A 26715-nucleotide genomic window follows, 5' to 3' on the forward strand; every position below is an offset into this window, starting at 1 on the left:
TAGTGTTTGTTCCCTCTCCCCGTGGGAGAGGGTCAGGGTGAGGGCATCAGGCCGCACCAACTTACCCCGTCACAGCCTCTTCAACCAGCGGTTTCTCCAGCAGCGTCAGCATGGTGTTGGCAATCTCGCGCTCGCCCATCACCACCTTATCTGCCCCGCGCTCGGTAATGTACTCCACCTCGTCGTCATAGTGCGCCCGGGCGATAATCTCAATCGTTGGGCACTTCGCGCGCGCGGAAGCCACAATCTCGCCCGCTTCATAGCCGTTAGGTATGGTCAGCAGCAGCCAGCGCGCGCAGTCCAGATGCGCCAGATTCATGATCTCTTCGTTTGCCGCATTGCCCAGCACCGCACGAATACCGCGCTCGCGCAGCTCGTCGACGCGGGTGCGTGAGGTCTCAATCACCACCAGCGGAATGCCCTGCGCCATTAGCTTCTCACCGAGCAGGCTGCCCACGCGGCCAAAGCCGACCAGCAGGGCGTGGTTGCAAATATCCACAGGGATCTGCTTCTCTTCTTCGATGGCCTCTTCGAGCGTCTGTTCTTCCAGCGTTTCGGTTTTATCGAGGTATTTTTCCAGCAGGGCAAACAGCACCGGGTTCAGCATAATCGACAGGATCGCCCCCGCCAGCACCAGGTTTTGCCCCGCCTGCGGCAGCAGGTTCAGGGCCATGCCCAGACCGGCCAGAATAAAGGCGAACTCACCGATCTGCGCCAGGCTGGCGGCGATGGTCAACGCCGTACGAGGGGAGTGGCCGAACATTCTCACCAGGAAGAAGGCGGCGAGCGACTTACCAAAGATGATGATCGCCAGCGTGCCCAGCACGGCCAGCGGCTGGTGAATCAGGACCATCGGGTCAAACAGCATCCCGACGGAGACGAAGAACAGCACGGCGAAGGCATCGCGCAGCGGCAGAGTGTCGTGCGCCGCGCGGTGGCTCAGCTCGGACTCGTTCAGCACCATCCCGGCGAAGAACGCGCCCAGGGCAAAGGAGACATCAAACAGCTCTACGGCACCAAAAGCGATACCCAGCGCCAGCGCCAGCACGGAGAGGGTAAACAGCTCGCGTGAGCCGGTTGCCGCGCTGCGGGACATGATCCACGGCACCAGACGGCGTCCCACCAGCATCATGATGGCGATAAACGCCACCACCTTACCGATGGTGATACTCATATCCAGCGCCAGCGAGGCCAGGCCGACGTTGTCTTTTTCCATCATCCCGGCAACGGCTGGCAGCAGAACCAGCGTCAGGACCATGACCAGGTCTTCAACAATCAGCCAGCCTATCGCGATTTGCCCGCGCTGGCTGTCTATCAGCTGTCTCTCTTCAAGCGCGCGCAGCAGCACCACGGTACTGGCGGTTGAGAGACACAGCCCAAATACGATACCGGTCATTAACGACCAGCCCAGCACCGCCGAAAGCGCCATCCCCAGCAGCGTCGCCACCCCAATCTGGGCGATCGCTCCCGGTATGGCGATCGACTTTACCGCCATCAGATCCTTCAGGGAGAAGTGCAGGCCGACGCCAAACATCAGCAGAATCACGCCCAATTCCGCCAGCTCAGGGGCCAGTTTGGTATCCGCCACGAAGCCTGGCGTAAACGGTCCCGCCAGTACACCCGCTAACAGATAGCCTACAAGAGGAGAAATACGCAGCTTATTGGCAATCATGCCGAGGATAAAAGCGAGCACAAGTCCACCAACAATGGTGGTGATAAGCGGTGTGGCGTGGTGCATTCCGTCTCCTTTCGTTGTGGGTGTTCCTTTTTGGCGAAAACCAAAAAACCGAGTAATAGTTTATGACAATTTTTACCCTTATGTTTATGAATTATTGTTGAAGTTTGAATAAAACAGCAATATGTACGTAAAAAAGCGCGTTTTGATAAATTCAGCGAGGGGATGAAGAAGAAACCCTTATGGCATCAGGGTATCAGGTAGCCAAAGTTAAACTTTGGCTACCCGTAATTTACGCTTTATGACGGTTATCAGGCAGGAATATGGTCAACATCCCAAGAAGCGGCAGGAAAGCGCAGATTTTATAAACCAGGAAGATGCTGGTGTGGTCCGCCACCATCCCCAACACCGCCGCGCCAAGCCCGCCCATACCGAAGGCGAAACCGAAAAAGAGCCCGGAAACCATACCGATACGGCCAGGCAGCAGCTCCTGGGCATAGACCAGAATGGCGGAAAAGGCAGATGCGAGGATAAAACCAATGATCACGGTTAAAATCCCCGTCCATTCAAGGCTCGCATACGGTAAAATAAGGGTAAACGGCGCCACGCCGAGGATAGAGCCCCAAATGACATATTTACGTCCAATCTTATCCCCCACAGGCCCGCCAATAACCGTACCGGCCGCGACGGCGAACAGGAAGGCAAACAGGTGGATCTGCGCATTCTGTACCGATAATCCGAATTTTTGCATCAGATAAAAGGTGTAATAGCTGCTGATGCTCGCCATATAGAAGTATTTCGAGAAAATCAGTACCAGCAGCACGGAAACCGCCAGGATAACCTTGTTGCGCGGCAGGGGATTGATAACCTTCGCTTTTGGTTTACCTTTATTCACGCGATGCTGAGCGGCATACCAGCGGCTGATCTGCGCCAGCACGATGATCGCCAGCAGCGCGGCCAGCACAAACCAGGCCACGTTGCCTTTACCATAAGGGGCAATAATCACCGCGGCCAGCAGCGGGCCGAGAGAGCTACCAAAGTTACCGCCCACCTGGAAGAGAGACTGCGCCAGACCGTGACGTCCCCCGGAGGCCATGCGCGCCACGCGGGAAGACTCCGGATGGAAAACGGACGAGCCGGTGCCCACCAGCGCGGCGGCAATCAGCACGGCTTCAAAGCTCCCCGCCATGGCCAGCAGCACCAGCCCGCTTAGGGTGAAGCACATGCCTATCGGCAGCGACCACGGCATCGGATATTTATCCGTCCAGTAGCCCACCACCGGCTGCAGCAGTGAGGAAGCCAGCTGAAAGGTCAGGGTGATCATCCCGATCTGCACGAAGGTGAGTGAGAACTCGGACTGCAGCAGCGGATAAATGGCCAGAATCAACGACTGGATCATGTCGTTGAGCAGGTGCGAGAGACTGATTGCGCCTAAGACTTTAAAGGAGGTGCGCGACGCCGGTGCGCCCGAAACGGGCTGGGTTGATTCACTGATTGCCATAGAGAGAATTACCACGTCTTTAGTTATTAGAGATGCAGGGTGTAATTATTATCCGACTAACATACCCGCCCGGGACATTTGAAGAAAGTCGCAATTCTGAAAACTTATTTGTCTATTCTTGTTAGTCACTGTAATTTTTGCCTTTGTCTATTGGTCAGGGAGAGAGAAGATGAAGTTAATGAAGCGGGGCGTCGCGCTGGCGCTCATCGCCGCATGGGGCCTGGTAAGCCTGCCCGCGCAGGCGTATGAAAAAGACAAAACCTATAAAATCACCATTCTGCATACCAACGATCACCACGGTCATTTCTGGCGCAGCGAATACGGCGAATATGGCCTGTCGGCACAAAAAACGCTGGTGGACGGCATTCGTAAAGAGGTGGCGGCCCAGGGCGGCAGCGTGCTGCTGCTGTCGGGAGGCGATATCAATACCGGCGTGCCGGAATCCGATTTACAGGACGCGGAACCTGATTTTCGCGGCATGAACCTGATTGGCTACGACGCGATGGCCGTGGGTAACCACGAGTTCGATAATCCTCTGACCGTGCTGCGTCAGCAGGAAAAATGGGCCAAATTTCCCTTCCTCTCCGCCAATATTTACCAGAAAAGCACCGGCGAACGTCTGTTTAAGCCGTGGGCGCTGTTTAAGCGCCAGGATCTGAAAATTGCGGTCATCGGCTTAACCACTGACGATACGGCGAAAATTGGCAACCCCGAGTTCTTTACCGATATCGAATTCCGCAAACCGGCAGACGAAGCGAAGCTGGTAATTCAGGAGCTGCAGCAAAACGAGAAGCCGGACGTGATTATCGCCACCACGCATATGGGGCACTACGACAACGGCGAGCACGGCTCTAACGCGCCCGGCGACGTGGAAATGGCGCGCAGCCTGCCCGCGGGCTCGCTGGCAATGATTGTGGGCGGTCACTCACAGGATCCGGTGTGCATGGCCTCAGAGAACAAAAAGCAGGTGGACTACGTGCCGGGCACGCCGTGCGCGCCGGACCGTCAGAACGGTATCTGGATTGTTCAGGCGCACGAGTGGGGCAAATACGTCGGCCGGGCGGATTTCGAGTTCCGTAACGGCGAAATGAAGCTGGTTCATTATCAGCTCATCCCGGTCAACCTGAAGAAGAAAGTCACCTACCCGGACGGGAAAAGTGAGCGCGTACTCTACACGCCAGAGATCGCTGAAAACCAGCAGATGCTCTCCCTGCTGACGCCGTTCCAGAACAAAGGCAAGGCGCAGCTGGACGTGAAAATCGGCACGCTGAACGGTCGTCTGGAGGGGGACCGCAGTAAAGTTCGCTTCGTGCAGACCAACATGGGCCACCTGGTGCTGGCGGCGCAAATGGCGCGTACCGGCGCTGACTTCGGCGTGATGAGCGGCGGCGGTATTCGTGATTCCATCGAGGGCGGAAACATTACCTATAAAGACGTCCTGAAGGTGCAGCCGTTCGGCAACGTGGTGGTCTATGCGGACATGAGCGGGAAAGAGGTGATTGACTACCTGACCGCCGTGGCGCAGATGAAGCCGGATTCCGGGGCCTATCCGCAGTTTGCTAACGTCAGCTTCGTCGCGAAAGACGGCAAGCTTAACGACCTGAAGATCAAAGGCGAACCGGTTGACCCGGCTAAAACGTACCGTCTGGCGACGTTAAGCTTTAACGCCACCGGCGGCGACGGCTATCCGCACATTGATAACAAACCGGGATACGTGAATACCGGCTTTATTGATGCGGAAGTGCTGAAGCAGTTTATCGAGCAGAATTCGCCGATTGACGTGAATGCCTACGAGCCGAAAGGTGAGGTGAGCTGGCAGTAGTGGTGTGCGGCCTGATGCCCTCACCCCAACCCTCTCCCACCGGGAGAGGGTGCGAACACAAAAAACGGTAACGCCTGTTACCGTTTTGCTTTTACCTCGCAGCCGCTACCGGGCAATTTTCTCAATCCCGGCGCGCAATATCCGCAAACTTCGCGTCCAGCATTTTCGCCAGGTCGCCCGCCGCCAGCTCGATATCCAGCCCGCGTTTGCCGCCGGATATAAAGATGGTTTCAAACTCCTGTGAAGGGGCATCAATCAGCGTCGGCAGGCGTTTTTTCTGCCCGAGCGGACTGATCCCGCCCACCAGATAGCCCGTGGTGCGCTGCGCCACCATCGGATCCGCCATATCCACCTTCTTCGCCCCCAGCGCTTTGGCGACTTTCTTCAGATCCAGCTGTCCCGCCACCGGAGTAACCGCGACGGCGAGGTGTTTCATATCGCCATTCACCGCCACCAGCAGCGTTTTATAAACCTGGTCAGCATTCAGCCCCAGCTTGCGCACCACTTCATCACCAAAGTTAGTCTCATTCGGATCGTGATCGTAAGTGTGGATCCGGAAAGAAATGTTGTTTTTTTCGAGTAATTTAACGGCGGGAGTCATAGCTATCCTTCTTACGACAGACAAATCATGCCCACAGCATACGCCTGACGTTTGTCTAAAAAATAGCACCATCTTGCGCAATAGTATTGGCAGTGATGGTCACTTTGAGCGACAATCGGCTCAACCGAAGGTCTCCTTCGGCATAATAAAAACGATGAAATTCCTCTTTGACGGGCCAATAGAAATATTGGCCATTTTTTTATTTCAGCAACGACGGCAAATTCCCTTCTCCGTACAAATGTAACGCCCCAACCGCCACCACGTAATGCCCCGCGGGCAAAGCGTGCAGCGTCTGCCGCCAGGCTTTGTTGCGCGCGTTCATCAGCACATCATACAGCGATTCGCTGAACGTCGACGGTAACGCCAGCTTGCCGTCCGCAGGCGGCGCGTCCAGCCACCAGCCAATCATGGTCTGCAGCAGGCGCGCGTTGGTGTGCCAGTGGGTCAACGTATCATCCAGCAGCATCAGGCCGTCGTCGGGAAGCTGTCGCAGAAGCGCAATCTGGCTGTCCGTCCCTTCCAGCTCGATGACGGGCAGGCTGCGCGCCCTTGCCGCGTTCAGCAGCTGATAATCAATGCCGTAGTCACCGCGCAGTCCCAGACGCTGCGCCTGCGTGGCCTGCAGCACCATCGCAATTTGCCAGAGCGGCAGGGTGTCAATCATGGAGAGCGACACGCCGGTTTCATCCGCGACGCGCGTCAGTTCGGCAAGCCGGGCATCATCCAGACGTTCCGCCAGGCTGAGATCGCTTTCCAGCCCGGCAAACGGCGACTCCTGGCCCGAAATGTCCGCCTCAACGACCAGCGCGTCGGCGCGTTTCAGCAGTTTAATCAGCCCGGGTGGCAGGGGAGACATATCCTGTGTACCCATATGGATGCTGCCGACCAGATGCAGGTGCTGCCCGCCGGGGAGAGAGATATCCAGACCGGGCCAGGCGTAACGGCGAGGAAAGAGGGCGCGAAACGATGCTTTTATACGATTAAACAGACCCATACGCGCTCCATGAATGGAAAGGTTCATGCTAGCGCGTACGGGTACAAGGTTCAATCCTTCGGTTTAAAGCGCAGCAGACGGTTGGCGTTGCTCACCACGGTAATGGAGGAGAGCGCCATCGCCGCGCCCGCGACCACCGGGTTAAGCAGCGTGCCGGTCAGCGGCCATAAAATCCCGGCCGCGATTGGGATACCGAGGGTGTTATAGACGAACGCTCCCAGTAAGTTCTGCTTCATGTTGCGCAGCGTGGCTTTTGAAATGGCCAGCGCGTCGGCAACGCCCATCAGGCTATGGCGCATCAGCGTAATCGCAGCGGTTTCGATGGCGACATCGCTCCCGCCACCCATGGCAATCCCCACGTCCGCCTGGGCCAGCGCCGGGGCATCGTTGATGCCGTCGCCGACCATCGCCACCTGACGACCCTGACTTTGCAGCTTCTTGATGGCGTCCGCTTTACCGTCCGGCAGCACGCCTGCAATGACCTCATCAATACCGGCTTCTTTTGCGATGGCGTTGGCAGTGGTCGAGTTATCCCCGGTCAGCATCACCAGACGGTAGCCCGCACGGTGCAGACGCTGCAGGGCGTCCACGCTGTCCTGGCGAAGCGGATCGCGCACGGCCAGCAGCGCGGCGGCTTTGCCATCTATCGCCAGCAGAACCGGCGTGGCGCCCTGAGACGCCTGCGCCTTCAGCTCGCTTTCCAGCTCGGCGGTATCAATACCGTTTTCATTGAGCAATGCCTGGTTACCCAGCAGCAGCGCGTGGCCTTCTGCTTCACCGCTGACGCCGAGCCCGCGCAGGGTGCGGAAATTGCTCACCTGCGGCAGGGCAGAAGCATTGGCTTTATCGAGAATGGCGCGCGCCAGCGGATGGCTGGATCCTTGCTCCAGCGCGGCGGCGAGGCGCAGCGCCTCCTCTTTCGTAATGCCTGCGGTAGTGACGGCCACCACCTGCGGTTTGCCTTCGGTCAGCGTGCCGGTTTTATCAAACACCAGCGTGTCCAGGGTGCTGGCCTGCTGCAGCGCGTCCGCGTCCCGCACCAGTACGCCAAATTCGGCCGCGCGGCCTACGCCGGAGATAATTGACATCGGCGTCGCCAGGCCAAGGGCGCAAGGACAGGCGATGATCAGCACCGTGGTGGCGATCACCAGGGTGTAAACAATCTGCGGTGCCGGGCCGAAGAAATACCAGATCGCCGCGCTCAGCAGGGCAATGCCGACCACCACCGGCACAAAAATGGCCGAGATTTTGTCTGCAAGCTGGCCAATTTCCGGCTTGCTGCTCTGGGCCTGACGCACCATGCGGATAATACGCGACAGCGTTGTGTGGCTGCCGACGGCGCTGGCGGTAAACAGCACGCTGCCGTCCTGCACCACCGTACCCGCATGAACGGCGTCGCCGTCTGTTTTCTGCTGGGGAATGGGCTCGCCGGTCAGCATCGCTTCATCCAGCCAGGCTTCGCCCTGGGTTATCTTGCCGTCAACGGGAACGCGATCGCCCGTCGTCAGGCGCAGCGTCATGCCGGGCTGAACTTCCGCCAGCGGGACGCTTTTCTCCCCCTCGTCCGTGACCACGCGAGCCGTCGGCGGGGTTAAATCAAGCAATCTTTCCAGCGCTTTCGAGGAGCGCTGACGGGCGCGGGCTTCCAGCATATGGCCCAGGTTAATCAGGCCGATAATCATCGCGCTCGCTTCATAGTAGAGATGGCGCGCCTCCATCGGGAACCACTGGGGCCAGACGTTCACGCTCATTGAATAGAGCCACGCCGCGCCGGTACCGAGCGCCACCAGCGTATCCATCGTCGCGGTGCGGTTTTTCAGGCTCTTCCAGGCGCTGGTATAGAAATGCCCGCCTGCAAACACCATCACCGCAAGGGTAATCAGGCCAATCACCAGCCACAGCGTGCGGTTGTCGTCGGTGACCATCATGTTGTCACCCATCATGCCCCACACCATCACCGGAATACCCACCAGCAGGGCGACAATCGCCTGCCAGCGGAAGCGCTTCATGGTGGCGATAGCCGTTTCCTGCTGGCGCTCGCGGCGTTCGGCATCATCTTCGATGGCCTCTGCGCCATAGCCCGCTTTCTCAACGGCCTGCACTAAATCTGCGGCGGAGGCGCTGCCCATCACCAGCGCAGTGCGCTCCGCGAGGTTTACCCGTGCCTGCGCGACGCCCGGTACCGCCTGCAAGGCGTTTTGTACCCGGGAGACGCAGCTGGCGCAGCTCATGCCGTTGATCAGCAGCTGTTGGCTGTCGTCAATATCATCAGCAGCCGGAAGCTCAGGAGTGGCCGCTGTCAGCGCTTCCGACGGAGATGATGACTCTGCCAGCGGTTTAGCCTTTGGGTGGCTTAACTCCGCCCCGTAACCGGCCTGCTTGATGGTATCAATCAGCGCATCCGCGCTGGCGCTGCCTGTTACGGCGGCATGATCGATAGTCACGTCAGCGCTTTCAACGTCAGGGCGCTGTTCCAGGCTTTCTTTAACGCGTTTGACGCAGTGGCCGCATGAGAGGCCGTCCAGCGTCAGGTCGATAGTGTGAGACATAACAAAACTCCCGTATAATGAACTGGTCAGTAGTTGACCGGAGTAACGCTTTTCGCTAACTGTTATGAAGGTTAAACCTTCCATCAAGGGGAAGGTCAAGGGGGAAATGTGAATATCAGTGACGTGGCAAAAAAAACCGGCTTAACCAGCAAAGCGATTCGCTTTTATGAAGAGAAGGGGCTGGTGACGCCGCCGCTGCGCAGCGAAAACGGCTACCGCAGCTACACGCAGCTGCATCTGGATGAGCTGACGCTGCTGCGCCAGGCAAGACAGGTCGGTTTTAATCTGGAAGAGTGCGGCGAGCTGGTAAATCTGTTCAACGATCCGAAGCGTCACAGCGCCGACGTGAAAAAACGCACGCTGGAAAAAGTGGCCGAGATTGAACGCCACATCATTGAGCTGCAGGCGATGCGCGAACAGCTGCTGCAGCTCGCGGAATCCTGTCCGGGGGATGACAGCGCCGACTGCCCGATTATCGACAATCTTGCCGGCTGCTGTCATCGTAAGGCTTCTGCTTAGCAGGCTTTCACCCGCAGGGTAATGCCTTCCACCGCAATGACCTCAACCCGCGTGCCGGCGCTGAGGTCGTCGTCGGCGACTACCGGCCACGAGCTGTCGCCCACGCGCATATGCCCGCGCCCGTTTACCAGCGCGGTGTCGAGCGTAAAACGCTTGCCGACAATCTGCTGTCCGCGCTGGTTGAGGTGCGCGTCCAGCGGTTTTTGCTCGTTAACCCGCCGGTTTAGCCAGCGCCACCACAGCCACGCGGCCACCAGCGTGAGCACGGCAAACAGTGCGCCCTGCCACGCCCAGTCCAGGGGAAGGATCCAGACCAGAAGGCCCGTAATGACGGCGGCAACACCGCTCCAGAGCAGGTAGCCGTTGCCGCCCAGCATCTCCGCCGCCAGCAATAAGCCGCCGAGGCTTAGCCAGAAGGCATGAGGATGTGCAGCGATCAGCTCAATCATTTTTTACGCTCGTTTCCGCTGTCTTTGATCAGTTCGGCAATACCGGCGATAGAGCCCATCAGGCTGCTGGCCTCCAGCGGCATCATCACCACTTTGCTGTTGTTCGCGGAGCCAATCTGTTTTAGCGCATCGGTATATTTTTGCGCGACAAAGTAGTTCACGGCCTGGATATCACCGGCGGCGATTGCCTCGGAAACCATCTGAGTGGCGCGGGCTTCCGCTTCTGCCGAACGTTCACGCGCTTCTGCCTGTAAAAACGCGGACTGACGATCGCCTTCCGCTTTCAGGATCTGCGACTGTTTTTCACCTTCCGCTTTGAGGATCTCCGCCTGACGCACCCCTTCGGCTTCCAGAATGTAGGCGCGCTTGGTTCGCTCGGCCTTCATCTGGGCGTTCATGGAGGCGATCAGCTCAGCCGGCGGACGCACGTCGCGGATCTCGATACGGGTGACCTTGATCCCCCACGGGTTGGTTGCCTCATCGACAATGTGCAGCAGGCGGGTATTGATGCTGTCACGCTGGGAAAGCATCTCGTCCAGCTCCATCGAGCCGAGCACGGTACGGATGTTGGTCATCGTCAGGTTGACGATGGCCAGCTCCAGGTTGCTGACCTCATAGGCCGCTTTCGGCGCATCAATCACCTGAATAAAACAGACGGCGTCGATGGTGACGTTGGCGTTATCCTTGGAGATGATCTCCTGAGACGGAATGTCCAGTACCTGTTCCATCATGTTGATCTTGCGACCAATCCGGTCCATGAACGGAACAATCAGGCTTAAGCCCGGCTGGAGGGTATTGGTGTAGCGACCGAAACGCTCGACGGTCCACTGATAACCCTGAGGGACAATTTTGACGCCTGCGCCCACGATAACCAGCGCAACGAAAATAAGGACAGGAACAACGATAAGCATAAAAACCTCCTGTTTTGCATGCTGTGAAGAGTAAAAGTGTGTGTTTACTGCTCGTAAGTATAGGTAAAGTCAGAGATGAATCCATCACCCGCTTCGGCAATGGCTTTCGATAATCCCTGGTAGTACTTCTCCAGCCCCAGCGCTTCGATACGCTGGATCTGTTCGCGGATAGGGGCGCAGAACAGAACGGCATTCCCCGCTTCTACGCGTTTGTTATTGGGAGGAAGGTCGCCCGCGATGGCTTTGAACCACGTCCTGATACCCTGCTTTAAATTATGCGGCGCTTTAGTCAGGTTATCCATGCCCGTCAGGACCTGCAGAGTAGGGAACTCATCGGCCAGCACGGCGGTTTTCATGCGCGCAAAGAACTGGCTGAACAATTCAAACGATCCCAGATCGGTCACGCGCGGTTTGGTCGTTTTGCCGTTTTTATTGCCGATTTTCCCTGCGGCTGACGCTGCGGCCGGAACCGCATTCACCTTTTCCAGCTCCAGTCCGAATAACAAATTACAGTGCGCGCGGCGCTCTTTCAGCGGGTAGGACATCAGCACGTCAATGAATTGGGTGGCCTTTACATCCGCAAGATCGTGGTTGATAAGCCACTGGGTACGAGAAAATTCAGCCGGAGAGACGAACCAGTCGGGTACTTCATTGAAACGTTTTGATTTTCCCTTGCCGTCAAATTCCAGGAAGTGTGTCCCGTTGCCGAAGGCGAAATAGCAATTTTTGAAACTGCCAATCGTGGTGTTCACGATGAGCGCCTTCTTAACAAAATCCACCACCTCTGCACCAATGACAAAACGCGTGAGTTCCGAAGATTTGATGACTTCCATTAATGTTTCGACATCAGGAACACCAGGCTTCAGGGAAGGAAACTCATAAAAGATATGTGCCATGTTGCTTACTTCCTGTAGTGATGGTGGAGACAAATGACAAACAAAAAGTTTAACACTTGCTTTAGCGTGAGGCTATTCGCTCTGTGCGCACGAAAGGATTATGCTACAGGCGGTTATTACACGAAGCGGTTAACGGAAGCGTAATGAACGATAAAAAAGAACTATTACATCTCAGGGATATCGGATTTCGTGCCGGAGAAAACATTATTCTTCAGCACGTCGGGTTTAGCCTGTCGCCGGGCGAGTTTAAATTAATCACGGGCCCCTCAGGCTGCGGTAAAAGCACGCTGCTGAAAATTGTGGCCTCACTCCTCAGCCCGACGGAGGGCACCCTTCTGTTTGAAGGACAGGATATCGCAACACTGTCCCCGGAAAACTATCGCCAGCAGGTCTCCTACTGCGTGCAAACCCCCGTGCTTTTTGGCGATACGGTTTATGACAACCTGATTTTCCCGTGGCAAATCCGCAATAAAACGCCGGAGCCGGAAAAGTTTATCAGCGATCTGGCCCGCTTTGGTCTGGCGCAGGAGACGTTAACCAAATCCATCGCTGCGCTGTCGGGCGGAGAAAAGCAGCGCGTCTCGCTGATCCGCAACCTGCAGTTTTTACCGAAGGTGCTTTTGCTGGACGAAATTACCAGCGCGCTCGATGACGTCAACAAACGCAACGTTAACGAGATTATTCATCGCTACGCCCGGGAGCAGAATATTGCCGTGCTGTGGGTGACGCACGACGCTAATGAAATAGCCCATGCGGATGACGTGATTACGCTTCAGCCGCACGGCGGGAAAATGCAGGAGGCTAACCGTGGGTGAGCATAACATTACCAATGAATCACTGGCGTTTTCGATGGTGCTGGTGCTGATTGCGATTGTGGTCAGCTACCGGGAAAAGCTGGGGCTGGAAAAAGATATTGTGTGGAGTATCTGCCGCGCGGTGGTTCAGCTCATCATCGTCGGCTATGTGCTGAAGTATATTTTCAACGTCAACCACGCTGTGCTGACGCTGCTGATGGTGCTCTTTATCTGTTTCAACGCGGCGTGGAATGCGAAAAAACGCAGTAAATATATAGATAAGGCGTTTATCTCTTCGTTTATCGCTATTACCACCGGGACGGCGCTCACGCTGGCGGTGCTGGTGCTCTCCGGCTCGATTGCCTTTACGCCGATGCAGGTTATCCCTATCTCAGGGATGATCGCGGGGAACGCCATGGTGGCCGTTGGGCTCTGTTATAACAATCTCGGCCAGCGCTTCAGCAGTGAACAGCAGCAGCTTCAGGAGAAGTTAAGCCTGGGGGCAACGCCTAAAGTGGCCTCGGCGCGGCTGATTCGTGAGAGCATTCGTTCATCGCTGATCCCAACGGTCGATTCAGCCAAAACGGTGGGGTTGGTGAGCCTGCCGGGAATGATGTCGGGGCTGATTTTTGCCGGTATCGATCCGGTAAAAGCGATTAAGTATCAGATCATGGTGACGTTTATGCTGCTTTCCACGGCAAGCCTGTCAACCATCATTGCCTGCTACCTGACCTATCGGAAGTTCTACAACGCGCGCCACCAGCTAGTGGTGACGCAATTAAAGAAAACGGGTTAAGCCTGTTTTGTAGGCCCGGTAAGCGTTAGCGCCACCGGGCATTTTTTGTTAGTACAGCAGCGCGTACAGCTGACGACGATACTTCGACGCCAGCGCGTCTCCGGTGCCCAGCGCGGCCAGAATTTCCTGGAACATCTTACGCGCCTGACCGTCTGCGGCTGCCAGGTCTTTTTGCAGGTGGCTGAACAGCAGCTCCAGCGCCTCTTCGTTACGCCCCACCTGGTGCAGCTGCAGCGCCAGCTGGCTTGCCAGCGCGGCATCGGCCGGGTTGTCGGCAACCTGCTGCTGCAGCTGCTGAATTTCCGGGGTGTCCGCGGCCTGTTTCAGCAGCTCAATCTGCGCGACCAGACCCTGATAGCGGGTGTCCTGATCCTGGAGCGGAACCGTCTTGAGAACGGCTTCCGCGTCTTCTGAACGGTGCAGGGCGATCTGCGTTTCCGCAAGCAGCAGGCCGATCTGGCTATTCTGATTCGACAGCTGCCACGCCTCTTTGAGCAGCGGCAGCGCTTCGTCGTATTTACCTTCCTGCATCAGCGCCATGCCTTCCTGCGCTTTCAGCTCTTCTTCGCGCGGCAGCACTTTATCCAGCAGGGCGCGAATCGCCTCTTCCGGCTGCGGCCCCTGGAAGCCATCAACGGGCTGACCGTTCTGGAACAGATAGACGGTAGGAATGGCGCGCAGACCAAACTGAGACGCCACCATCGGCTCGGCGTCACAGTCCAGCTTGGCGAGAATGAACTGACCGTTGTACTGGGCAGCAAGGCTTTCCAGCACCGGCGTCAGCTGCAGGCAGTGTTGGCTGCGTTCAGACCAGAAGTAGAACAGGACCGGTTTGGTCATCGACTGTTCAAGGGTCTGTTGCAGGTTAGCTTCTGTAATATTGACGATATTCTGTACGGACATGCGGCTTTCTCTTTTGTCGGTTTGTTCTTTACATGGGGATGAGCGTCGTCGCTTCAACTCAACCGTGCAAAATTTTGTCCATCATCCGGCCCGGCAGCAGGCGCTTTAACCAGCCTACGGCGTGGGTGACCAGCGTTACCGGATAGCGCATTTTGGGATGTTCGCTCTCAAAAGCATGGCGCACTTTGGCCACCACCGCCTCTGGCCCGAGGGTAAAACGTGCGGCGATGCCGGGGTTTTCGACCGGCTTATCCGCCTGGGTCTGGTTCACGTTTTCGGTAAAGCGGGTGCGGATCGGGCCGGGCTCAATCAGGCTGACCTTGATGCCGCTGTGGCGCAGCTCCATGCGCAGGGCGTCGGACCAGGCCTCCAGCGCATATTTGCTGGCGGCGTAGGCGCCGCGGCCGGGGGTGGAAATCAGCCCCATCACTGACGATGTCATCACGATGCGCCCTTCACCGTGCGGCAGCATCGCGGGGAGCAGACGCATGGTGAGCTGATGCACGCCGAAGAAGTTGGTCGAAAACTGTTTCTCCAGCGTATCGCGGGAGAGCGTATCCAGCGGACCATACACGCCGTAGCCGGCATTGTTAAAGAGCCCGTACAGACGATTGTCGGTCAGCGCGATCACTTCATCGGCGGCGCGTTCAACGCTCTCCGGCGAGTCCATATCCAGCAGCACGCCGGTAAAGCCCAGCCCGTTCATGCGTTCGACATCGTCGGGTTTGCGACAGGCCGCCAGCACCCGAAACCCCTGGCGCTTCAGTTCGAGCGCGCTTTCCAGGCCGATTCCACTGGAACATCCTGTAATTAAGACCGATTTTTGCATAACTTTACCTGTCAGGATCTCCGCTTAATCAGGAGTCATGTTTAACTAAAGGAGCCAGCCGCGTTGCCATCCAGTCGGCAATAAACGGCTGAGCATCGCGATTGGGGTGGATCCCGTCGTCTTGCATCCACTGGGGTTTGAGATAGACCTCTTCCATGAAAAATGGCAGCAGCGGAATATCAAACTCTTTGGCAAGCTTAGGGTAGATCGCGCTAAAGGCCTCATTATACCGACGACCGTAGTTGGCGGGCAGGCGAATTTGCATCAGCAGCGGCTGGGCGTTTGCCGCCTTAATGTCCTGTAAAATGGTGCGCAGCGTTTGCTCGGTTTGCTGAGGCTGAAAACCGCGCAATCCATCGTTACCGCCAAGCTCCACCAGCACCCAGCGAGGCTGATGCTGTTTGAGCAGCGCAGGCAGGCGCGACAGGCCCTGCTGCGAGGTATCGCCGCTGATGCTGGCGTTGATTACCGACGTCTTGCTCTGCCATTTGTCGTTGAGCAGCGCGGGCCAGGCCGCGCTGGCCGCCATGCGATAGCCTGCGCTCAGGCTGTCGCCGAGAACCAGTAACGTGTCCGCTGCCGCCGCGCGGAAGGTCATCAGAATCAAAAACAGGAAGGGCAAATGCCAGCGGAAAACAGTGTTGAAGTTCATCATCTTAAGAAGTCCGTCGGTCAGGGGGAACACGAGCTTTCCATCCTTACTGGAGTTGAACTCGTTGTCAAACGCGCTGAAACCATCGCGCTGATTGGCGAATCCGGCTCCGGTAAGTCCACGCTGCTGGCGATTTTGGCCGGTCTGGACGACGGCAGCAGCGGCGAGGTCCATCTTGTCGGGCAACCGCTGCATCAGCTTGATGAAGAGGCGCGGGCCGCGCTGCGCGCGCGTCACGTTGGTTTTGTCTTCCAGTCCTTCATGCTGATCCCGACCCTGAACGCGCTTGAAAACGTCGAACTCCCGGCGCTGCTTCGCGGTGAAAACAGCCGTGAAAGCCGGGCGCACGCGAAGGCGCTGCTGGAGCAGCTCGGTCTGGGCAAGCGTCTCGACCATCTTCCCGCACAGCTTTCCGGCGGCGAGCAGCAGCGCGTGGCGCTGGCGCGGGCGTTTAACGGTCGTCCCGAAGTCCTGTTTGCCGATGAGCCCACCGGTAACCTTGACCGTAAAACCGGAGACCGGATTGCCGACCTGCTGTTTTCGCTCAACCGCGAGCACGGTACCACGCTGATCCTCGTGACCCACGATCCTCAGCTCGCCGCCCGCTGCGATCGCCGCCTGCGGCTGGTGAACGGTATTCTTCAGGAGGAGGCATGATTACCCGCTGGTTCTGGCGCGAGTGGCGCTCGCCCTCGCTGCTGATTGTCTGGCTGGCGCTAAGCCTGGCGGTGGCCTGCGTGCTGGCGCTCGGCAGCGTCAGCGACCGCATGGAAAAAGGGCTCAGCCAGCAGAGCCGGGAGTTTATGGCGGGGGACCGGGCGCTGCAAAGCTCCCGCCCGGTGCCGTCGGGCTGGATTGCAGAGGCGCGTAAAGAAGGGCTGAAGGTGGGGGAGCAGATAAGCTTCCAGACCATGACCTTTGCGGGCGACACGCCTCAGCTCGCCAGCGTTAAAGCCGTCGATGATATCTACCCGATGTACGGCGAACTGCAGACCAGCCCGCCCGGGCTGAAGCCCAAGCCCGGCACGGTGCTGCTGGCATCACGTCTGATGGCGCTTCTGAACCTGAAACCCGGCGACAGTATCGACGTCGGTGACGCCACGCTGAAAATCGCCGGGGAAGTGGTGCAGGAGCCCGATTCCGGCTTTAACCCCTTCCAGCTTGCGCCGCGCCTGCTGATGAACACCGCGGATGTTGCGGCAACCCATGCTGTTCAGCCGGGCAGCCGCGTCACCTGGCGCTATAAGTTTGGCGGCACGCCTGCCCAGCTTGACGCGTACGAAAAATGGCTTCTGCCGCAGCTCAAACCAGAGCACCGCTGGTACGGGCTGGAGCAGGACGAAGGGGCGCTCGGTAAATCTCTTGAGCGTTCTCAGCAGTTCCTGCTGCTTTCGGCACTGTTGACCCTGCTGCTGGCGGTGGCGGCGGTTGCCGTGGCGATGGGGCATTACTGCCGCAGCCGTTACGACCTGGTGGCGATCCTCAAAACCCTGGGGGCGGGCAGGGCGCAGCTGCGCAAGCTGATTGTCGGCCAGTGGCTGATGCTGCTGATTCTGTCCGCGCTGACCGGCGGAATAATGGGGCTGCTGTTTGAAAAACTGCTGATGGTGATGCTGAAGCCGGTGCTCCCGGCCGCCTTGCCGCCGGCCAGCCTCTGGCCGTGGCTGTGGGCAATGGGCGCAATGACGGTGATTTCGCTGCTGGTGGGGCTACGCCCCTACCGCCTGCTGCTCGCGACGCAGCCGCTGCGCGTGCTTCGCAACGATGTGGTGGCGAACGTCTGGCCGCTGAAGTTCTACCTTCCGGTGATTATTGCCGTAGCGGTGGGGCTGCTGGCGTGGCTGATGGGGGGCAGCACGCTGCTGTGGGCGGTACTGGCCGGGGCGGTTGTGCTGGCGCTGCTGTGCGGCGTGCTGGGCTGGATACTGCTCAACGTCCTGAAGCGGCTCACGGTGAAATCCCTGCCCGTGCGCCTGGCGGTCAACCGCCTGCTGCATCAGCCGTGGTCAACGCTCAGCCAGCTGTCGGCGTTTTCGCTGTCGTTTATGCTGCTGGCGCTGCTGTTAGTGCTGCGCGGCGATCTGCTGGATCGCTGGCAGCAGCAGCTTCCCCCGGAAAGCCCGAACTATTTCCTGATCAACATTGCCCCTGAGCAGGTCACGCCGCTGAAGGGCTTCCTGTCGGAGCATCACATTATCCCTGAGTCGTTCTATCCCATCGTGCGTGCGCGTCTGACGCAGATCAACGGTCAGCCAACGGAGGGGAATAAGGACGAGTCGCTGAACCGCGAGCTGAACCTGACCTGGCAGGAGAAACGCCCTGACCATAACCCGATAACCGCCGGCACCTGGCCGCCGAAAGCGGGGGAAGTCTCGATGGAAGAGGGGCTGGCGACGCGGCTGAACGTGAAGCTCGGGGACAGCGTCACCTTTACCGGCGATACCCAGGATTTTACCGCGAAAGTCACCAGCCTGCGTAAAGTGGACTGGGAAAGCCTGCGGCCAAACTTCTTCTTTATCTTCCCGCCGGGCGCGCTGGACGGGCAGCCGCAGAGCTGGCTGACCAGCTTCCGCTGGGAAAACGGCAACGGCATGCTGACCCAGCTCAACCGGGAGTTTCCAACGGTCAGCCTGCTGGATATCGGGGCGATCCTGAAGCAGGTAGGGCAGGTGCTAGAGCAGGTGAGCCGCGCGCTGGAGGTCATGGTGGTGCTGGTGACGATCTGCGGCGTGCTGTTGCTGCTGGCTCAGGTACAGGTGGGCATGCGCCAGCGCCATCAGGAGCTGATTGTCTACCGCACGCTAGGGGCCGGTAAGCGGCTGCTGCGAATGACGCTCTGGAGCGAGTTTGCGCTGCTGGGGCTGGTGGCGGGTCTGGTAGCGGCCATTGGCGCGGAAACGGCGCTGGCGGTGCTGCAGACAAAGGTCTTCGACTTCCCGTGGGAGCCTGACTGGCGTCTCTGGTTGACCCTGCCTCTGTGCGGCGCTGCGCTGCTTTCCCTCTGCGGCGGCTGGCTCGGCACGCGGCTGCTAAAGGGCAAAGCCCTGTTCCGTCAGTTTGCGAGTTGATTTAGAACTGTGATAGTTGCGTGCCGGGTTTTAATGCCGGTGCGCAATGTTTAAATAGCACAAAGTGATAATACCCACTCATTTAGTAGCACAAAACATTAAAAACCCGACCCCACAGCCCGATTATTTCCAGTTAATATTCACCCGCTAAATATTTAGCAGCGTGTCTATTAAGGAAAAATAATGACTATAAAAAAATCAGCGCTGGCGGCAACGATCGGCGCGGCAGTGGCATTGACTACCTTCGCTTCTCAGGCGGAAATCACCGTTCTTAAGCAGGATCCTCAGGCGGGTAACCCGCTGAGCCGCCTGAACTTCACCGTTGGCGGCAGTATCCGTCCTCAGTTCCAGAACATGACCGGCGACGACGGTAAAAACAGCTACAAGCGTAACGGCTTTGACGGCGGCACCCGCTTCCGTTTCGCTGCAGATTACTACCTGTTTGATGACATCAGCTGGATCAGCTACTACGAGCTGGGTGTCAATATTCCTGCGCAGTTTAACTGGGATCACCACTACGCCGACGGCGCACACGACACCACGCGTCGTATGCTCTATACCGGTCTGAAGAGCGACACCTGGGGTACGCTGACCTTCGGTCAACAGAACAGCGTTTACTATGATGTGGTGGGCGCGAAAACCGATATCTGGGACTACGACATGATCGGCCAGGCTCCGGGTAACGGTATCAACGGCGATTACGACGGATCTTACCGTTCACGCCAGATGCTGAAATATAAGAAAACCGTGGGTGATGCCGACATCTACGCATCATACCTGTTTGAAGACAGCGAATACCTGCCGGGCAACGGCCTGCGCTACAAGCGTAAAGGCGGCGGCTCGCTGGGTCTGGATTACCACCTGACCACCGACCTGACCTGGGGCGCGGCGTGGAACTACACCCGCGCGGACATGCGTAACCCGGACAACGGCGACAGCAAAACCTACGACCAGAACATCCTCGGTACCGCGCTGAGCTGGACGCCGGACAACTGGACCTTCTCCGCAGGCGGCGGCTGGTATCAGAACTTCCTGACCACCAAAAAAGTGTCTGTTAACGACTACTTCGCCGGTGATGCATGGGGTATTGAATACTTTGCGGGCTACAAGTTCCCAATCGGTCAGTACGCGGTCAAATCCATCCAGCCTTACTTCATGGGTGACCGTATTGAGTACGTGAACGGCCGTAACTACCAGCGCATCGACAACGGCGTGGGTATCAGCTTCCAGCTGGATTACGGCTTCCGCGTGGATTACGAACACGTGTTCACCTCCAGCACCGACAATCTGGGCGACATGAACCTGGTGCGTCTGCGTTACGACTTCTAAGTCGTTTTGTAGGGTGCGGCATGATGCCCTCACCCTGACCCTCTCCCACGGGGAGAGGGAACAAACATTAAAAACGGCAACCCTGGTTGCCGTTTTGCTTTTACCTCGCCATCCGACTTTATTTTAGCGATCAAGCCACTCAGCAATCTCTTCGTACGTCCCGCGATAGACAATCTTCTCCGCTTTTTTCTCCAGCTGATAGCCGTACATCGGGTCGTAATAGTCCTTCAGCAGCGGCGCAAGCCAGCTGAAGTGCGCCTCTGTGCTGCCGGAGCGTTGCTGTTCCAGCAGCGCGGAATCTAACAGCGCGGTGAATTCTGCATACCGCTGCAGCCCCAGACGGCGGCGAATGGCGAACAGGCCGTGGTGCAGGTACTCGCTGTACTCCCTCCAGCCTGCTTCCTCGCCGTAGGCGGCAGAAAAGTCCGCCCACATGTGGTCGAAATACTCTTCGCGCAGGCGCTCAAGACGGACGTCAAACGGGTCTTCGACGACAACGATAGGGGCTTCAACCATGCGGTCGCGCAGGCACTCCGGCAGATGGTTGGAGCCAATCATCCGGCCTTCATCTTCCAGCACCCAGCGCGCGGCGTCTTTTTTCAGGAGCTCAGCCGCAAGGTGATTTTCAAAGCTCGCCTGGGAAAGCTGCGGCGTGAGCGTGCGGCCAAACGACGAACCGCGATGGTGCGCCAGCCCTTCCAGATCGATCCCCTGCGCGTGCTGTTTCACCAGCAGGGTTTTACCGTTTCCGGTACAGCCGCCAATAAGCACCATCGGCTTTTGTGACTGCTCGATGGTCACCTGAATCGCCGTCTGACGCAGGGCCTTATAGCCGCCGCGGATCAGCGGGTAGTCGATGCCCGCCTCTTTCAGCCAGGCCTGAGAGATATGCGAGCGCTGGCCGCCGCGCGCGCAGCAGAGAAAGCCCTCAGGATGGGCAAGGCTGGCCTCGCGCCAGGCGTTGATGCGTGCCTCACGCGTCTCGCCGCTCACCAGCTGATGGCCGAGCGCCAGCGCGGCTTCGGGGCCCTGGCGCTTATAGCAGGTGCCGACGGCGGCGCGCTCGTCGTCGTTCATTAAGGGCAGGTTGATCGCCGCAGGCATCGCGCCCTGGGCAAATTCGATCGGCGCGCGAACGTCGATTAAAGGGGTATCAGACGCGAGGATCGCGCGATAGTCCGTTCCATCGTTCATGGTTATTCCAGAAGAAAACTCAGCAGCAATGGGCGGGGATTGTACGCCGGGGAAGGGGAAGGTCAACTCCCCGGCGCAGATGTCTTACTTGAGCTTTGACTGTGCCCAGACAATACCGCTCGCATATTCCGGAGGCAGGAGCGGGATCATGGCTTCCAGGGTGGCGCTCAGGCGGCCCGTGTCGCTGTCGTTAAGGTTCAGGTGACCGACCTTACGACCCACGCGGACCTCTTTGTCATACCAGTGCAGATGCACGAGCGGCAGCTTCAGCCAGTCGTAGTTCAGATCGGTGCCGATCAGGTTGATCATCACCGACGGGCTGTTCACCACCGGCTGCGGCAGCGGCAGGTCGACGATCGCGCGCAGGTGCAGCTCGAACTGGCTGATGGACGCGCCGTTTTGCGTCCAGTGCCCGCTGTTGTGCACGCGCGGCGCAAGTTCGTTGATCAGCAGACCGGACGGGGTGATAAAGCACTCCATCGCCATGACGCCTACATACCCGAGTTCGTGCATGATGGCAGAGAGCATATCTTCCGCCTGCGCCTGCTGGTCAGCATTGGCGTGCGGGAAGGCGACGCTGGTGCGCAGAATGCCGTCCTGATGCAGGTTATGCGTCAGCGGATAAAAGACGGTATGCCCGTTGTGCCCGCGCGCGCCAACCAGCGACACTTCACCGCTAAAGTTGATGCCCTGCTCAACGATGCACTCGCCGTAGCAGTCGTCCGGCAGTTCTGCCGTTTCATCTGCACGCAGGCGCCACTGGCCGCGGCCGTCGTAACCGCCCACGCGGCGCTTCACGATTGCCAGCTCGCCCAGCATCGCGAAAACGTCATTCCACTCGCTTTTATCGGACAGGAGCTGCCACGGCGCGGTCGGCAGACCGAGCTTGTCGAACAGCTGCTTTTGCGTCAGACGGTCGGCGATGATCGGGAACACGTCGCGGTTAACGAAGGCGTTATGACGCGCCAGCTCGCGGGTCAGAGCCGTTTCCGGCCAGCGTTCGATCTCGGCGGTGATCACGCTCTGGTGGAACGGTACGGCTTCAGGTTCGGCGTCCAGCCCGACGGGCCAGACGGCAATACCCAGCGGCTCACCGGCCTGACGCAGCATGCGGCCTAGCTGGCCGTTACCGAGGACGCAAACCTGCTTCATGCCGCACCCCGCGGGTCCGGATTGTCCAGCACCTCGTCGGTCTGGGCTTTACGCCACTCCGCCAGACGCTGGTGTAATGCTTTATCGTGCGTCGCAAGAATTTGCGCCGCCAGCAGGGCGGCATTGGCAGCACCCGCTTTACCAATCGCCAGCGTGCCGACAGGAATACCGCGCGGCATCTGGACGATGGAGTAGAGGCTATCCACACCGCTTAACGCGGCGCTTTGGACCGGAACGCCCAGTACCGGCACCAGGGTTTTGGCGGCAATCATGCCTGGCAGATGTGCTGCGCCGCCCGCACCGGCAACGATCACCTCATAACCGTTCTCTTCGGCGCTTTCGGCGAAGCTGAACAGTTTGTCCGGTGTACGGTGCGCGGAGACCACTTCAACGTGGTGCGGAACATTCAGGATTTCAAAGATTTCGGCGGCGAACTGCATGGTAGCCCAGTCGCTTTTGGACCCCATCACGATGGCGACACGCGCCGGATTATTGCGGGAAGACATGCGTCTTAAAACTCCTGTGGTGCGAAACACACTGCTTTCGAGGGCACAGAGAATAGCATGTTATACGGGCAAGGAAAACGGTTGCGCGGTTAAAAGGTGAGCAGTTATGGCGAGAAAGCGATAACAAAAAAGACCGCACGATGGCGGTCTTTTATGTGATGTTACTGAAGATCCCCTGCGGACAGGTTCTCGTTGTCGAACGCGCGGCTGACATCGATATGATTTACCATGCTGGTGTCGGCATTCGAGCCCGATTTTGGCACGGAGAAGCGATTCTCCGCGGCCTGTGCGCCAGTGGACACCACGACTGCCAGCAGCAGGGTACTTACGATGCTGATGCTTTTCATTCTCTGTTCCTTCCTCATCGTATTGTCGCTGTCGTACGTCGTAGCTGGCGGCACGGCAATCAGGGTTTTTATTTAGTCAGTTCTGCGGTCATGTACACGCGGTTGTTGACCTTCGCGCTCGTGATTTTATAAGAGGCATTCTGCTCGGCGGCCTGCGCGGCAATTTTCGCTTCTGCGCGGTCAAGGGTAGAGGCGGTTGCGCTCACGCTTTGAGCGAAAGAACCGAAAGAAACCAGGGAAAGAGCGGCAACTGCAACGAAAGTTTTGATGGATTTCATGGTCGTATTCCTTAAGTATTTTATCTGGGATAGGGCGTGTTGCCCTGATGTGATAAATAATAAGCCGACCACGGGCTGATTAAAATCGAAACATTTTGCCGATATTGTTCAAAAAAATAGAATGATAGTGTGAGGGGTTAGAACGGAAACGCGATCAGCTCCACGCCCTCTGGCGTGACTTTGACCATGGAGCCTTCGGTGTGCCAGGCACCCAACACCACGCGATGGGCCGCTTCGCCGTTGGCGATAAGGGAATGGACGTCAGGACGGTGCGTATGACCGTGGATCAACCACTGAACGCCATGCTTTTCCATCACGCTCACCACGGCCTGCGGGTTCACGTCCATGATGGTCATGGATTTGCTGCTGTTGGCGGCTTTACTGCCCGCGCGCATTCTGGCGGCGATACGGTTGCGGATAAACAGCGGCAGCGCAAGGAACACCTTTTGGATCCACGGGGTGTGGACTTTGGCGCGAAACGCCAGGTAGCCAGTATCGTCGGTGCAGAGCGTGTCGCCGTGCATGATCAGGACCCTGCGGCCATAGAGATCGAGCACCTGCTCTTCCGGCAGCAGCGTCATGCCGCTTTCGCGGGCGTAGCGCTTGCCGATCAGGAAATCACGGTTGCCGTGAATGAAGTAGCAGGGAACGCCGGAATCCACGAGGGCGTGAATGGCGGCTGCCATTTCACGGTGCAGCGGGTTAGGGTCGTCGTCGCCAATCCAGGCTTCAAAGAGGTCGCCCAGGATGTACAGCGCATCGGCGCTTTTCGCTTCACCGCGTAAAAAACGCAGAAAACCGGCGGTTATCGCCGGTTCTTCTGTTTGCAGATGCAGATCCGCAATAAAGAGTGTCGCCACGAATTACTCGCTGACGGTCACGCTTGTAATCACAACGTCTTCTTTAGGAACGTCCTGGTGCATACCGCTGCGGCCAGTAGCGACGGCTTTGATCTTGTCAACCACGTCCATACCTTCAACCACTTCTGCGAATACGCAGTAGCCCCAACCCTGCAGGCTTTCGCCGGAGAAGTTCAGGAAGTCGTTATCAGCCACGTTGATGAAGAACTGCGCGGTGGCAGAGTGCGGAGCCTGAGTACGGGCCATTGCCAGCGTACCGCGGGTGTTTTTCAGACCGTTGTTCGCTTCGTTTTTGATCGCTTCTTTGGTCTCTTTCTGGTTCATGCCAGGTTCAAAACCGCCGCCCTGGATCATAAAGCCGTTGATCACGCGGTGGAAAATGGTGTTGTTGTAGAAACCTTCGCGGCAGTAGTCCAGGAAGTTTTTAACTGTTTCAGGCGCTTTGTCATCAAAGGTTTTGATTACGATATCGCCATGATTAGTGTGGAAAGTAACCATTTTTGCATCCTGTTCCGTTATTGTGGTACGTCGACCCGCGTTCGGGTCATCTATAGGGGCTTGTTATAGCATAACCACAGGATGCGATCACCTTGCATTGTGTGCTGCTTCGGGTTTGAATTACGGGTAGAATAGCCGGTTTTCAACCACACACGTGTTTACATGGAATCTTCGATGTTAAAAATCTTTAATACAATGACGCGCCAGAAAGAGGAATTTAAACCTATCCATGCCGGGGAAGTCGGCATGTACGTGTGTGGTATTACGGTTTACGATCTCTGTCACATTGGCCATGGCCGTACCTTTGTCGCCTTCGACGTGGTGTCACGCTACCTGCGTTTTCTGGGCTATACCCTTAAATACGTGCGTAACATCACCGACATCGACGACAAAATCATCAAGCGCGCAAATGAAAACGGCGAAAGCTTCGTTGCGCTGGTCGATCGCATGATCGTCGAGATGCATAAAGATTTTGACGCCCTGAATATTCAGCGCCCGGACAGCGAGCCGCGCGCAACCCACCACATTCACGAAATTATTGAGATCACCGAAAAGCTGATCGCACGCGGCCACGCGTACGTTGCGGACAACGGTGACGTGATGTTCTCCGTGCCGACGGACCCAACCTACGGTTCGCTTTCCCGTCAGGATCTGGACCAGCTTCAGGCCGGCGCGCGCGTTGACGTGGTTGACGTGAAGCGTAACCCGATGGACTTCGTGCTGTGGAAAATGTCCAAAGAGGGCGAGCCAAGCTGGCCATCCCCGTGGGGCGAAGGCCGTCCGGGCTGGCACATTGAATGTTCCGCGATGAACTGCAAGCAGCTGGGCAAGCACTTCGACATTCACGGCGGCGGTTCGGACCTGATGTTCCCGCACCATGAAAATGAAATCGCGCAGTCCACCTGCGCCCACGGCGGCGAGTACGTTAACTACTGGATGCACTCCGGGATGGTAATGGTTGACCGCGAGAAAATGTCTAAATCGCTGGGTAACTTCTTCACCGTGCGCGACGTGCTGAAGTATTACGATGCGGAAACCGTGCGCTACTTCCTGATGTCCGGCCACTATCGCAGCCAGCTGAACTACAGCGAAGAGAACCTGAAACAGGCGCGCTCGGCGCTGGAGCGTCTGTACACCGCGCTGCGCGGTACCGACAGATCAGTTCCTGCTGCGGGCGGCGAAGCGTTCGAAGCCCGCTTTGTTGAGGTGATGAACGACGACTTCAACACCCCGGAAGCGTACTCCGTGCTGTTCGACATGGCGCGCGAAGTAAACCGCCTGAAGTTAGAAGATATGGCCGCGGCGAATGCGCTGGCATCCCATCTGCGTAAGCTCTCCTCCGTGCTCGGCCTGCTGGAGCAGGATCCGGACGCGTTCCTGCAGAGCGGTGCGCAGGCGGACGACGGTGAAGTGGCGGAAATTGAAGCGTTGATCAAAGCGCGTCTGGAAGCGCGTCAGGCAAAAGACTGGGCGGCGGCAGATGCGGCGCGTAACCGTCTGACCGAGATGGGCATCATTCTGGAAGATGGCCCGCAGGGCACCACCTGGCGCCGTAAGTAATTTTCCCCTCACCCTAACCCTCTCCCGCAGGG

General features: G+C 57.8%; 26 protein-coding genes. 8 read left to right on the plus strand and 18 right to left on the minus strand.

Going from position 1 to position 26715, the window contains the following annotated elements; genetic code table 11:
• Window positions 1-61 precede the first annotated feature (61 nt).
• Window positions 62-1738 carry a YbaL family putative K(+) efflux transporter gene (ybaL, locus tag ADJ24_RS10765; RefSeq protein ID WP_023310612.1) on the minus strand — a complete coding sequence of 559 codons (1677 nt, stop codon included), beginning with the start codon at window positions 1736-1738 and terminating at the stop codon, window positions 62-64.
• Window positions 1739-1967: 229 nt separating this feature from the next.
• A complete protein-coding gene (locus ADJ24_RS10770) occupies window positions 1968-3176 on the minus strand; it encodes an MFS transporter (protein WP_023310613.1) in 1209 nt (402 codons plus the stop codon).
• 169 nt (window positions 3177-3345) lie between these two features.
• Between ADJ24_RS10770 and ushA the strand changes: the two genes are divergently transcribed.
• Window positions 3346-4998, plus strand: a complete 1653-nt coding sequence (ushA, locus tag ADJ24_RS10775) for a bifunctional UDP-sugar hydrolase/5'-nucleotidase UshA (protein ID WP_023310614.1) — start codon at window positions 3346-3348, stop codon at window positions 4996-4998.
• 121 nt (window positions 4999-5119) lie between these two features.
• On the opposite strand, the gene ybaK is transcribed toward ushA, so the two are convergent.
• The 3 genes from ybaK to copA form a co-directional block, all read right to left on the minus strand.
• On the minus strand, window positions 5120-5599 hold the full coding sequence (gene ybaK / locus ADJ24_RS10780; protein WP_023310615.1) for a Cys-tRNA(Pro)/Cys-tRNA(Cys) deacylase YbaK: 480 nt from the start codon (window positions 5597-5599) through the stop codon (window positions 5120-5122).
• A 199-nt stretch (window positions 5600-5798) separates the two neighbouring features.
• Window positions 5799-6593, minus strand: a complete 795-nt coding sequence (locus ADJ24_RS10785; RefSeq protein WP_023310616.1) for a TraB/GumN family protein — start codon at window positions 6591-6593, stop codon at window positions 5799-5801.
• Between the two features lie 50 nt (window positions 6594-6643).
• On the minus strand, window positions 6644-9142 hold the full coding sequence (gene copA, locus ADJ24_RS10790; RefSeq protein WP_023310617.1) for a copper-exporting P-type ATPase CopA: 2499 nt from the start codon (window positions 9140-9142) through the stop codon (window positions 6644-6646).
• A 108-nt stretch (window positions 9143-9250) separates the two neighbouring features.
• On the opposite strand from copA, the gene cueR reads away from it, so the two are divergent.
• Window positions 9251-9661, plus strand: coding sequence for a Cu(I)-responsive transcriptional regulator (gene cueR / locus ADJ24_RS10795; RefSeq protein ID WP_023310618.1), 411 nt, complete (start codon window positions 9251-9253; stop codon window positions 9659-9661).
• Here cueR and ADJ24_RS10800 read toward each other — a convergent pair.
• Genes ADJ24_RS10800 through ADJ24_RS10810 form a run of 3 tightly spaced genes read right to left on the minus strand, consistent with a single transcriptional unit; the run spans window position 9658 to window position 11917 of the window.
• Window positions 9658-10110: an NfeD family protein gene (locus ADJ24_RS10800; protein ID WP_023310619.1), complete on the minus strand. Its 453-nt coding sequence runs from the start codon at window positions 10108-10110 to the stop codon at window positions 9658-9660. The genes cueR and ADJ24_RS10800 overlap by 4 nt on opposite strands.
• Window positions 10107-11021 carry an SPFH domain-containing protein gene (locus ADJ24_RS10805; protein ID WP_023310620.1) on the minus strand — a complete coding sequence of 305 codons (915 nt, stop codon included), beginning with the start codon at window positions 11019-11021 and terminating at the stop codon, window positions 10107-10109. The genes ADJ24_RS10800 and ADJ24_RS10805 overlap by 4 nt, the downstream gene beginning before the upstream one ends.
• Before the next feature lie 44 nt (window positions 11022-11065).
• A complete protein-coding gene (locus ADJ24_RS10810) occupies window positions 11066-11917 on the minus strand; it encodes a hypothetical protein (protein WP_023310621.1) in 852 nt (283 codons plus the stop codon).
• A 143-nt stretch (window positions 11918-12060) separates the two neighbouring features.
• Here ADJ24_RS10810 and fetA point away from each other — a divergent pair, with 143 nt between their 5' ends.
• Complete coding sequence (gene fetA, locus ADJ24_RS10815) at window positions 12061-12732, plus strand: iron efflux ABC transporter ATP-binding subunit FetA (RefSeq protein WP_023310622.1); 672 nt, start codon at window positions 12061-12063, stop codon at window positions 12730-12732.
• Window positions 12725-13507, plus strand: a complete 783-nt coding sequence (gene fetB / locus ADJ24_RS10820; protein WP_023310623.1) for an iron efflux ABC transporter permease subunit FetB — start codon at window positions 12725-12727, stop codon at window positions 13505-13507. The genes fetA and fetB overlap by 8 nt, the downstream gene beginning before the upstream one ends.
• Before the next feature lie 48 nt (window positions 13508-13555).
• Here fetB and ADJ24_RS10825 read toward each other — a convergent pair whose 3' ends face one another.
• From ADJ24_RS10825 to tesA, 3 genes are read right to left on the minus strand one after another with little or no spacing between them, the layout of a single operon-like run.
• On the minus strand, window positions 13556-14410 hold the full coding sequence (locus ADJ24_RS10825; protein ID WP_023310624.1) for a co-chaperone YbbN: 855 nt from the start codon (window positions 14408-14410) through the stop codon (window positions 13556-13558).
• 58 nt (window positions 14411-14468) lie between these two features.
• Window positions 14469-15239: an SDR family oxidoreductase gene (locus ADJ24_RS10830; protein ID WP_023310625.1), complete on the minus strand. Its 771-nt coding sequence runs from the start codon at window positions 15237-15239 to the stop codon at window positions 14469-14471.
• A 28-nt stretch (window positions 15240-15267) separates the two neighbouring features.
• Window positions 15268-15891: a multifunctional acyl-CoA thioesterase I/protease I/lysophospholipase L1 gene (gene tesA, locus ADJ24_RS10835; protein ID WP_032661743.1), complete on the minus strand. Its 624-nt coding sequence runs from the start codon at window positions 15889-15891 to the stop codon at window positions 15268-15270.
• On the opposite strand from tesA, the gene ybbA reads away from it, so the two are divergent.
• The 3 genes from ybbA to ADJ24_RS10850 all read left to right on the plus strand — a co-directional run bounded on the left by ybbA (window position 15862) and on the right by ADJ24_RS10850 (window position 20288).
• Window positions 15862-16548, plus strand: a complete 687-nt coding sequence (ybbA, locus tag ADJ24_RS10840) for a putative ABC transporter ATP-binding protein YbbA (RefSeq protein ID WP_023617272.1) — start codon at window positions 15862-15864, stop codon at window positions 16546-16548. The genes tesA and ybbA overlap by 30 nt on opposite strands.
• Window positions 16545-18959: a putative ABC transporter permease subunit YbbP gene (gene ybbP / locus ADJ24_RS10845; RefSeq protein ID WP_023310627.1), complete on the plus strand. Its 2415-nt coding sequence runs from the start codon at window positions 16545-16547 to the stop codon at window positions 18957-18959. The genes ybbA and ybbP overlap by 4 nt, the downstream gene beginning before the upstream one ends.
• Window positions 18960-19142: 183 nt before the next feature.
• Window positions 19143-20288: a porin gene (locus ADJ24_RS10850; RefSeq protein WP_023310628.1), complete on the plus strand. Its 1146-nt coding sequence runs from the start codon at window positions 19143-19145 to the stop codon at window positions 20286-20288.
• Window positions 20289-20411: 123 nt separating this feature from the next.
• Here the strand turns inward: ADJ24_RS10850 and mnmH are convergent, their stop codons facing one another.
• From mnmH to ppiB, 7 genes are all read right to left on the minus strand, one after another.
• Window positions 20412-21482 carry a tRNA 2-selenouridine(34) synthase MnmH gene (gene mnmH, locus ADJ24_RS10855; RefSeq protein WP_023310629.1) on the minus strand — a complete coding sequence of 357 codons (1071 nt, stop codon included), beginning with the start codon at window positions 21480-21482 and terminating at the stop codon, window positions 20412-20414.
• 84 nt (window positions 21483-21566) lie between these two features.
• Window positions 21567-22634 carry a 5-(carboxyamino)imidazole ribonucleotide synthase gene (gene purK / locus ADJ24_RS10860; RefSeq protein ID WP_023310630.1) on the minus strand — a complete coding sequence of 356 codons (1068 nt, stop codon included), beginning with the start codon at window positions 22632-22634 and terminating at the stop codon, window positions 21567-21569.
• Window positions 22631-23140 (minus strand): 5-(carboxyamino)imidazole ribonucleotide mutase, encoded by a 510-nt coding sequence (gene purE / locus ADJ24_RS10865; protein ID WP_023310631.1) that lies wholly within the window; start codon window positions 23138-23140, stop codon window positions 22631-22633. The genes purK and purE overlap by 4 nt, the downstream gene beginning before the upstream one ends.
• Before the next feature lie 161 nt (window positions 23141-23301).
• A complete protein-coding gene (locus ADJ24_RS10870; RefSeq protein WP_023310632.1) occupies window positions 23302-23487 on the minus strand; it encodes a hypothetical protein in 186 nt (61 codons plus the stop codon).
• Window positions 23488-23555: 68 nt separating this feature from the next.
• A complete protein-coding gene (locus tag ADJ24_RS10875; RefSeq protein WP_023310633.1) occupies window positions 23556-23765 on the minus strand; it encodes a YdgH/BhsA/McbA-like domain containing protein in 210 nt (69 codons plus the stop codon).
• A gap of 137 nt (window positions 23766-23902) precedes the next feature.
• Entirely contained in the window at window positions 23903-24625 is a 723-nt protein-coding gene (lpxH, locus tag ADJ24_RS10880) for a UDP-2,3-diacylglucosamine diphosphatase (protein WP_023310634.1), read from the minus strand.
• Between the two features lie 3 nt (window positions 24626-24628).
• Window positions 24629-25123, minus strand: coding sequence for a peptidylprolyl isomerase B (ppiB, locus tag ADJ24_RS10885; RefSeq protein WP_023310635.1), 495 nt, complete (start codon window positions 25121-25123; stop codon window positions 24629-24631).
• A gap of 174 nt (window positions 25124-25297) precedes the next feature.
• Here ppiB and cysS point away from each other — a divergent pair, with 174 nt between their 5' ends.
• Complete coding sequence (gene cysS, locus ADJ24_RS10890; RefSeq protein WP_023310636.1) at window positions 25298-26683, plus strand: cysteine--tRNA ligase; 1386 nt, start codon at window positions 25298-25300, stop codon at window positions 26681-26683.
• The last annotated feature ends 32 nt before the right edge of the window (window positions 26684-26715 follow it).

Source organism: Enterobacter sp. 940_PEND (genome assembly GCF_001059415.1).
GTDB classification, from domain to species: domain Bacteria; phylum Pseudomonadota; class Gammaproteobacteria; order Enterobacterales; family Enterobacteriaceae; genus Enterobacter; species Enterobacter cloacae_M.

Coding starts and splice junctions, on each gene's coding strand:
- ybaL (WP_023310612.1), bottom strand. CDS start 1,738: ATGCACCACGCCACACCGCTTATCACCACCATTGTTGGTGGACTTGTG.
- ADJ24_RS10770 (WP_023310613.1), bottom strand. CDS start 3,176: ATGGCAATCAGTGAATCAACCCAGCCCGTTTCGGGCGCACCGGCGTCG.
- ushA (WP_023310614.1), top strand. CDS start 3,346: ATGAAGTTAATGAAGCGGGGCGTCGCGCTGGCGCTCATCGCCGCATGG.
- ybaK (WP_023310615.1), bottom strand. CDS start 5,599: ATGACTCCCGCCGTTAAATTACTCGAAAAAAACAACATTTCTTTCCGG.
- ADJ24_RS10785 (WP_023310616.1), bottom strand. CDS start 6,593: ATGGGTCTGTTTAATCGTATAAAAGCATCGTTTCGCGCCCTCTTTCCT.
- copA (WP_023310617.1), bottom strand. CDS start 9,142: ATGTCTCACACTATCGACCTGACGCTGGACGGCCTCTCATGCGGCCAC.
- ADJ24_RS10800 (WP_023310619.1), bottom strand. CDS start 10,110: ATGATTGAGCTGATCGCTGCACATCCTCATGCCTTCTGGCTAAGCCTC.
- ADJ24_RS10805 (WP_023310620.1), bottom strand. CDS start 11,021: ATGCTTATCGTTGTTCCTGTCCTTATTTTCGTTGCGCTGGTTATCGTG.
- ADJ24_RS10810 (WP_023310621.1), bottom strand. CDS start 11,917: ATGGCACATATCTTTTATGAGTTTCCTTCCCTGAAGCCTGGTGTTCCT.
- fetA (WP_023310622.1), top strand. CDS start 12,061: ATGAACGATAAAAAAGAACTATTACATCTCAGGGATATCGGATTTCGT.
- ADJ24_RS10825 (WP_023310624.1), bottom strand. CDS start 14,410: ATGTCCGTACAGAATATCGTCAATATTACAGAAGCTAACCTGCAACAG.
- ADJ24_RS10830 (WP_023310625.1), bottom strand. CDS start 15,239: ATGCAAAAATCGGTCTTAATTACAGGATGTTCCAGTGGAATCGGCCTG.
- ybbA (WP_023617272.1), top strand. CDS start 15,862: ATGCCAGCGGAAAACAGTGTTGAAGTTCATCATCTTAAGAAGTCCGTC.
- tesA (WP_032661743.1), bottom strand. CDS start 15,891: ATGAACTTCAACACTGTTTTCCGCTGGCATTTGCCCTTCCTGTTTTTG.
- ybbP (WP_023310627.1), top strand. CDS start 16,545: ATGATTACCCGCTGGTTCTGGCGCGAGTGGCGCTCGCCCTCGCTGCTG.
- ADJ24_RS10850 (WP_023310628.1), top strand. CDS start 19,143: ATGACTATAAAAAAATCAGCGCTGGCGGCAACGATCGGCGCGGCAGTG.
- mnmH (WP_023310629.1), bottom strand. CDS start 21,482: ATGAACGATGGAACGGACTATCGCGCGATCCTCGCGTCTGATACCCCT.
- purK (WP_023310630.1), bottom strand. CDS start 22,634: ATGAAGCAGGTTTGCGTCCTCGGTAACGGCCAGCTAGGCCGCATGCTG.
- purE (WP_023310631.1), bottom strand. CDS start 23,140: ATGTCTTCCCGCAATAATCCGGCGCGTGTCGCCATCGTGATGGGGTCC.
- ADJ24_RS10870 (WP_023310632.1), bottom strand. CDS start 23,487: ATGAAAAGCATCAGCATCGTAAGTACCCTGCTGCTGGCAGTCGTGGTG.
- ADJ24_RS10875 (WP_023310633.1), bottom strand. CDS start 23,765: ATGAAATCCATCAAAACTTTCGTTGCAGTTGCCGCTCTTTCCCTGGTT.
- ppiB (WP_023310635.1), bottom strand. CDS start 25,123: ATGGTTACTTTCCACACTAATCATGGCGATATCGTAATCAAAACCTTT.
- cysS (WP_023310636.1), top strand. CDS start 25,298: ATGTTAAAAATCTTTAATACAATGACGCGCCAGAAAGAGGAATTTAAA.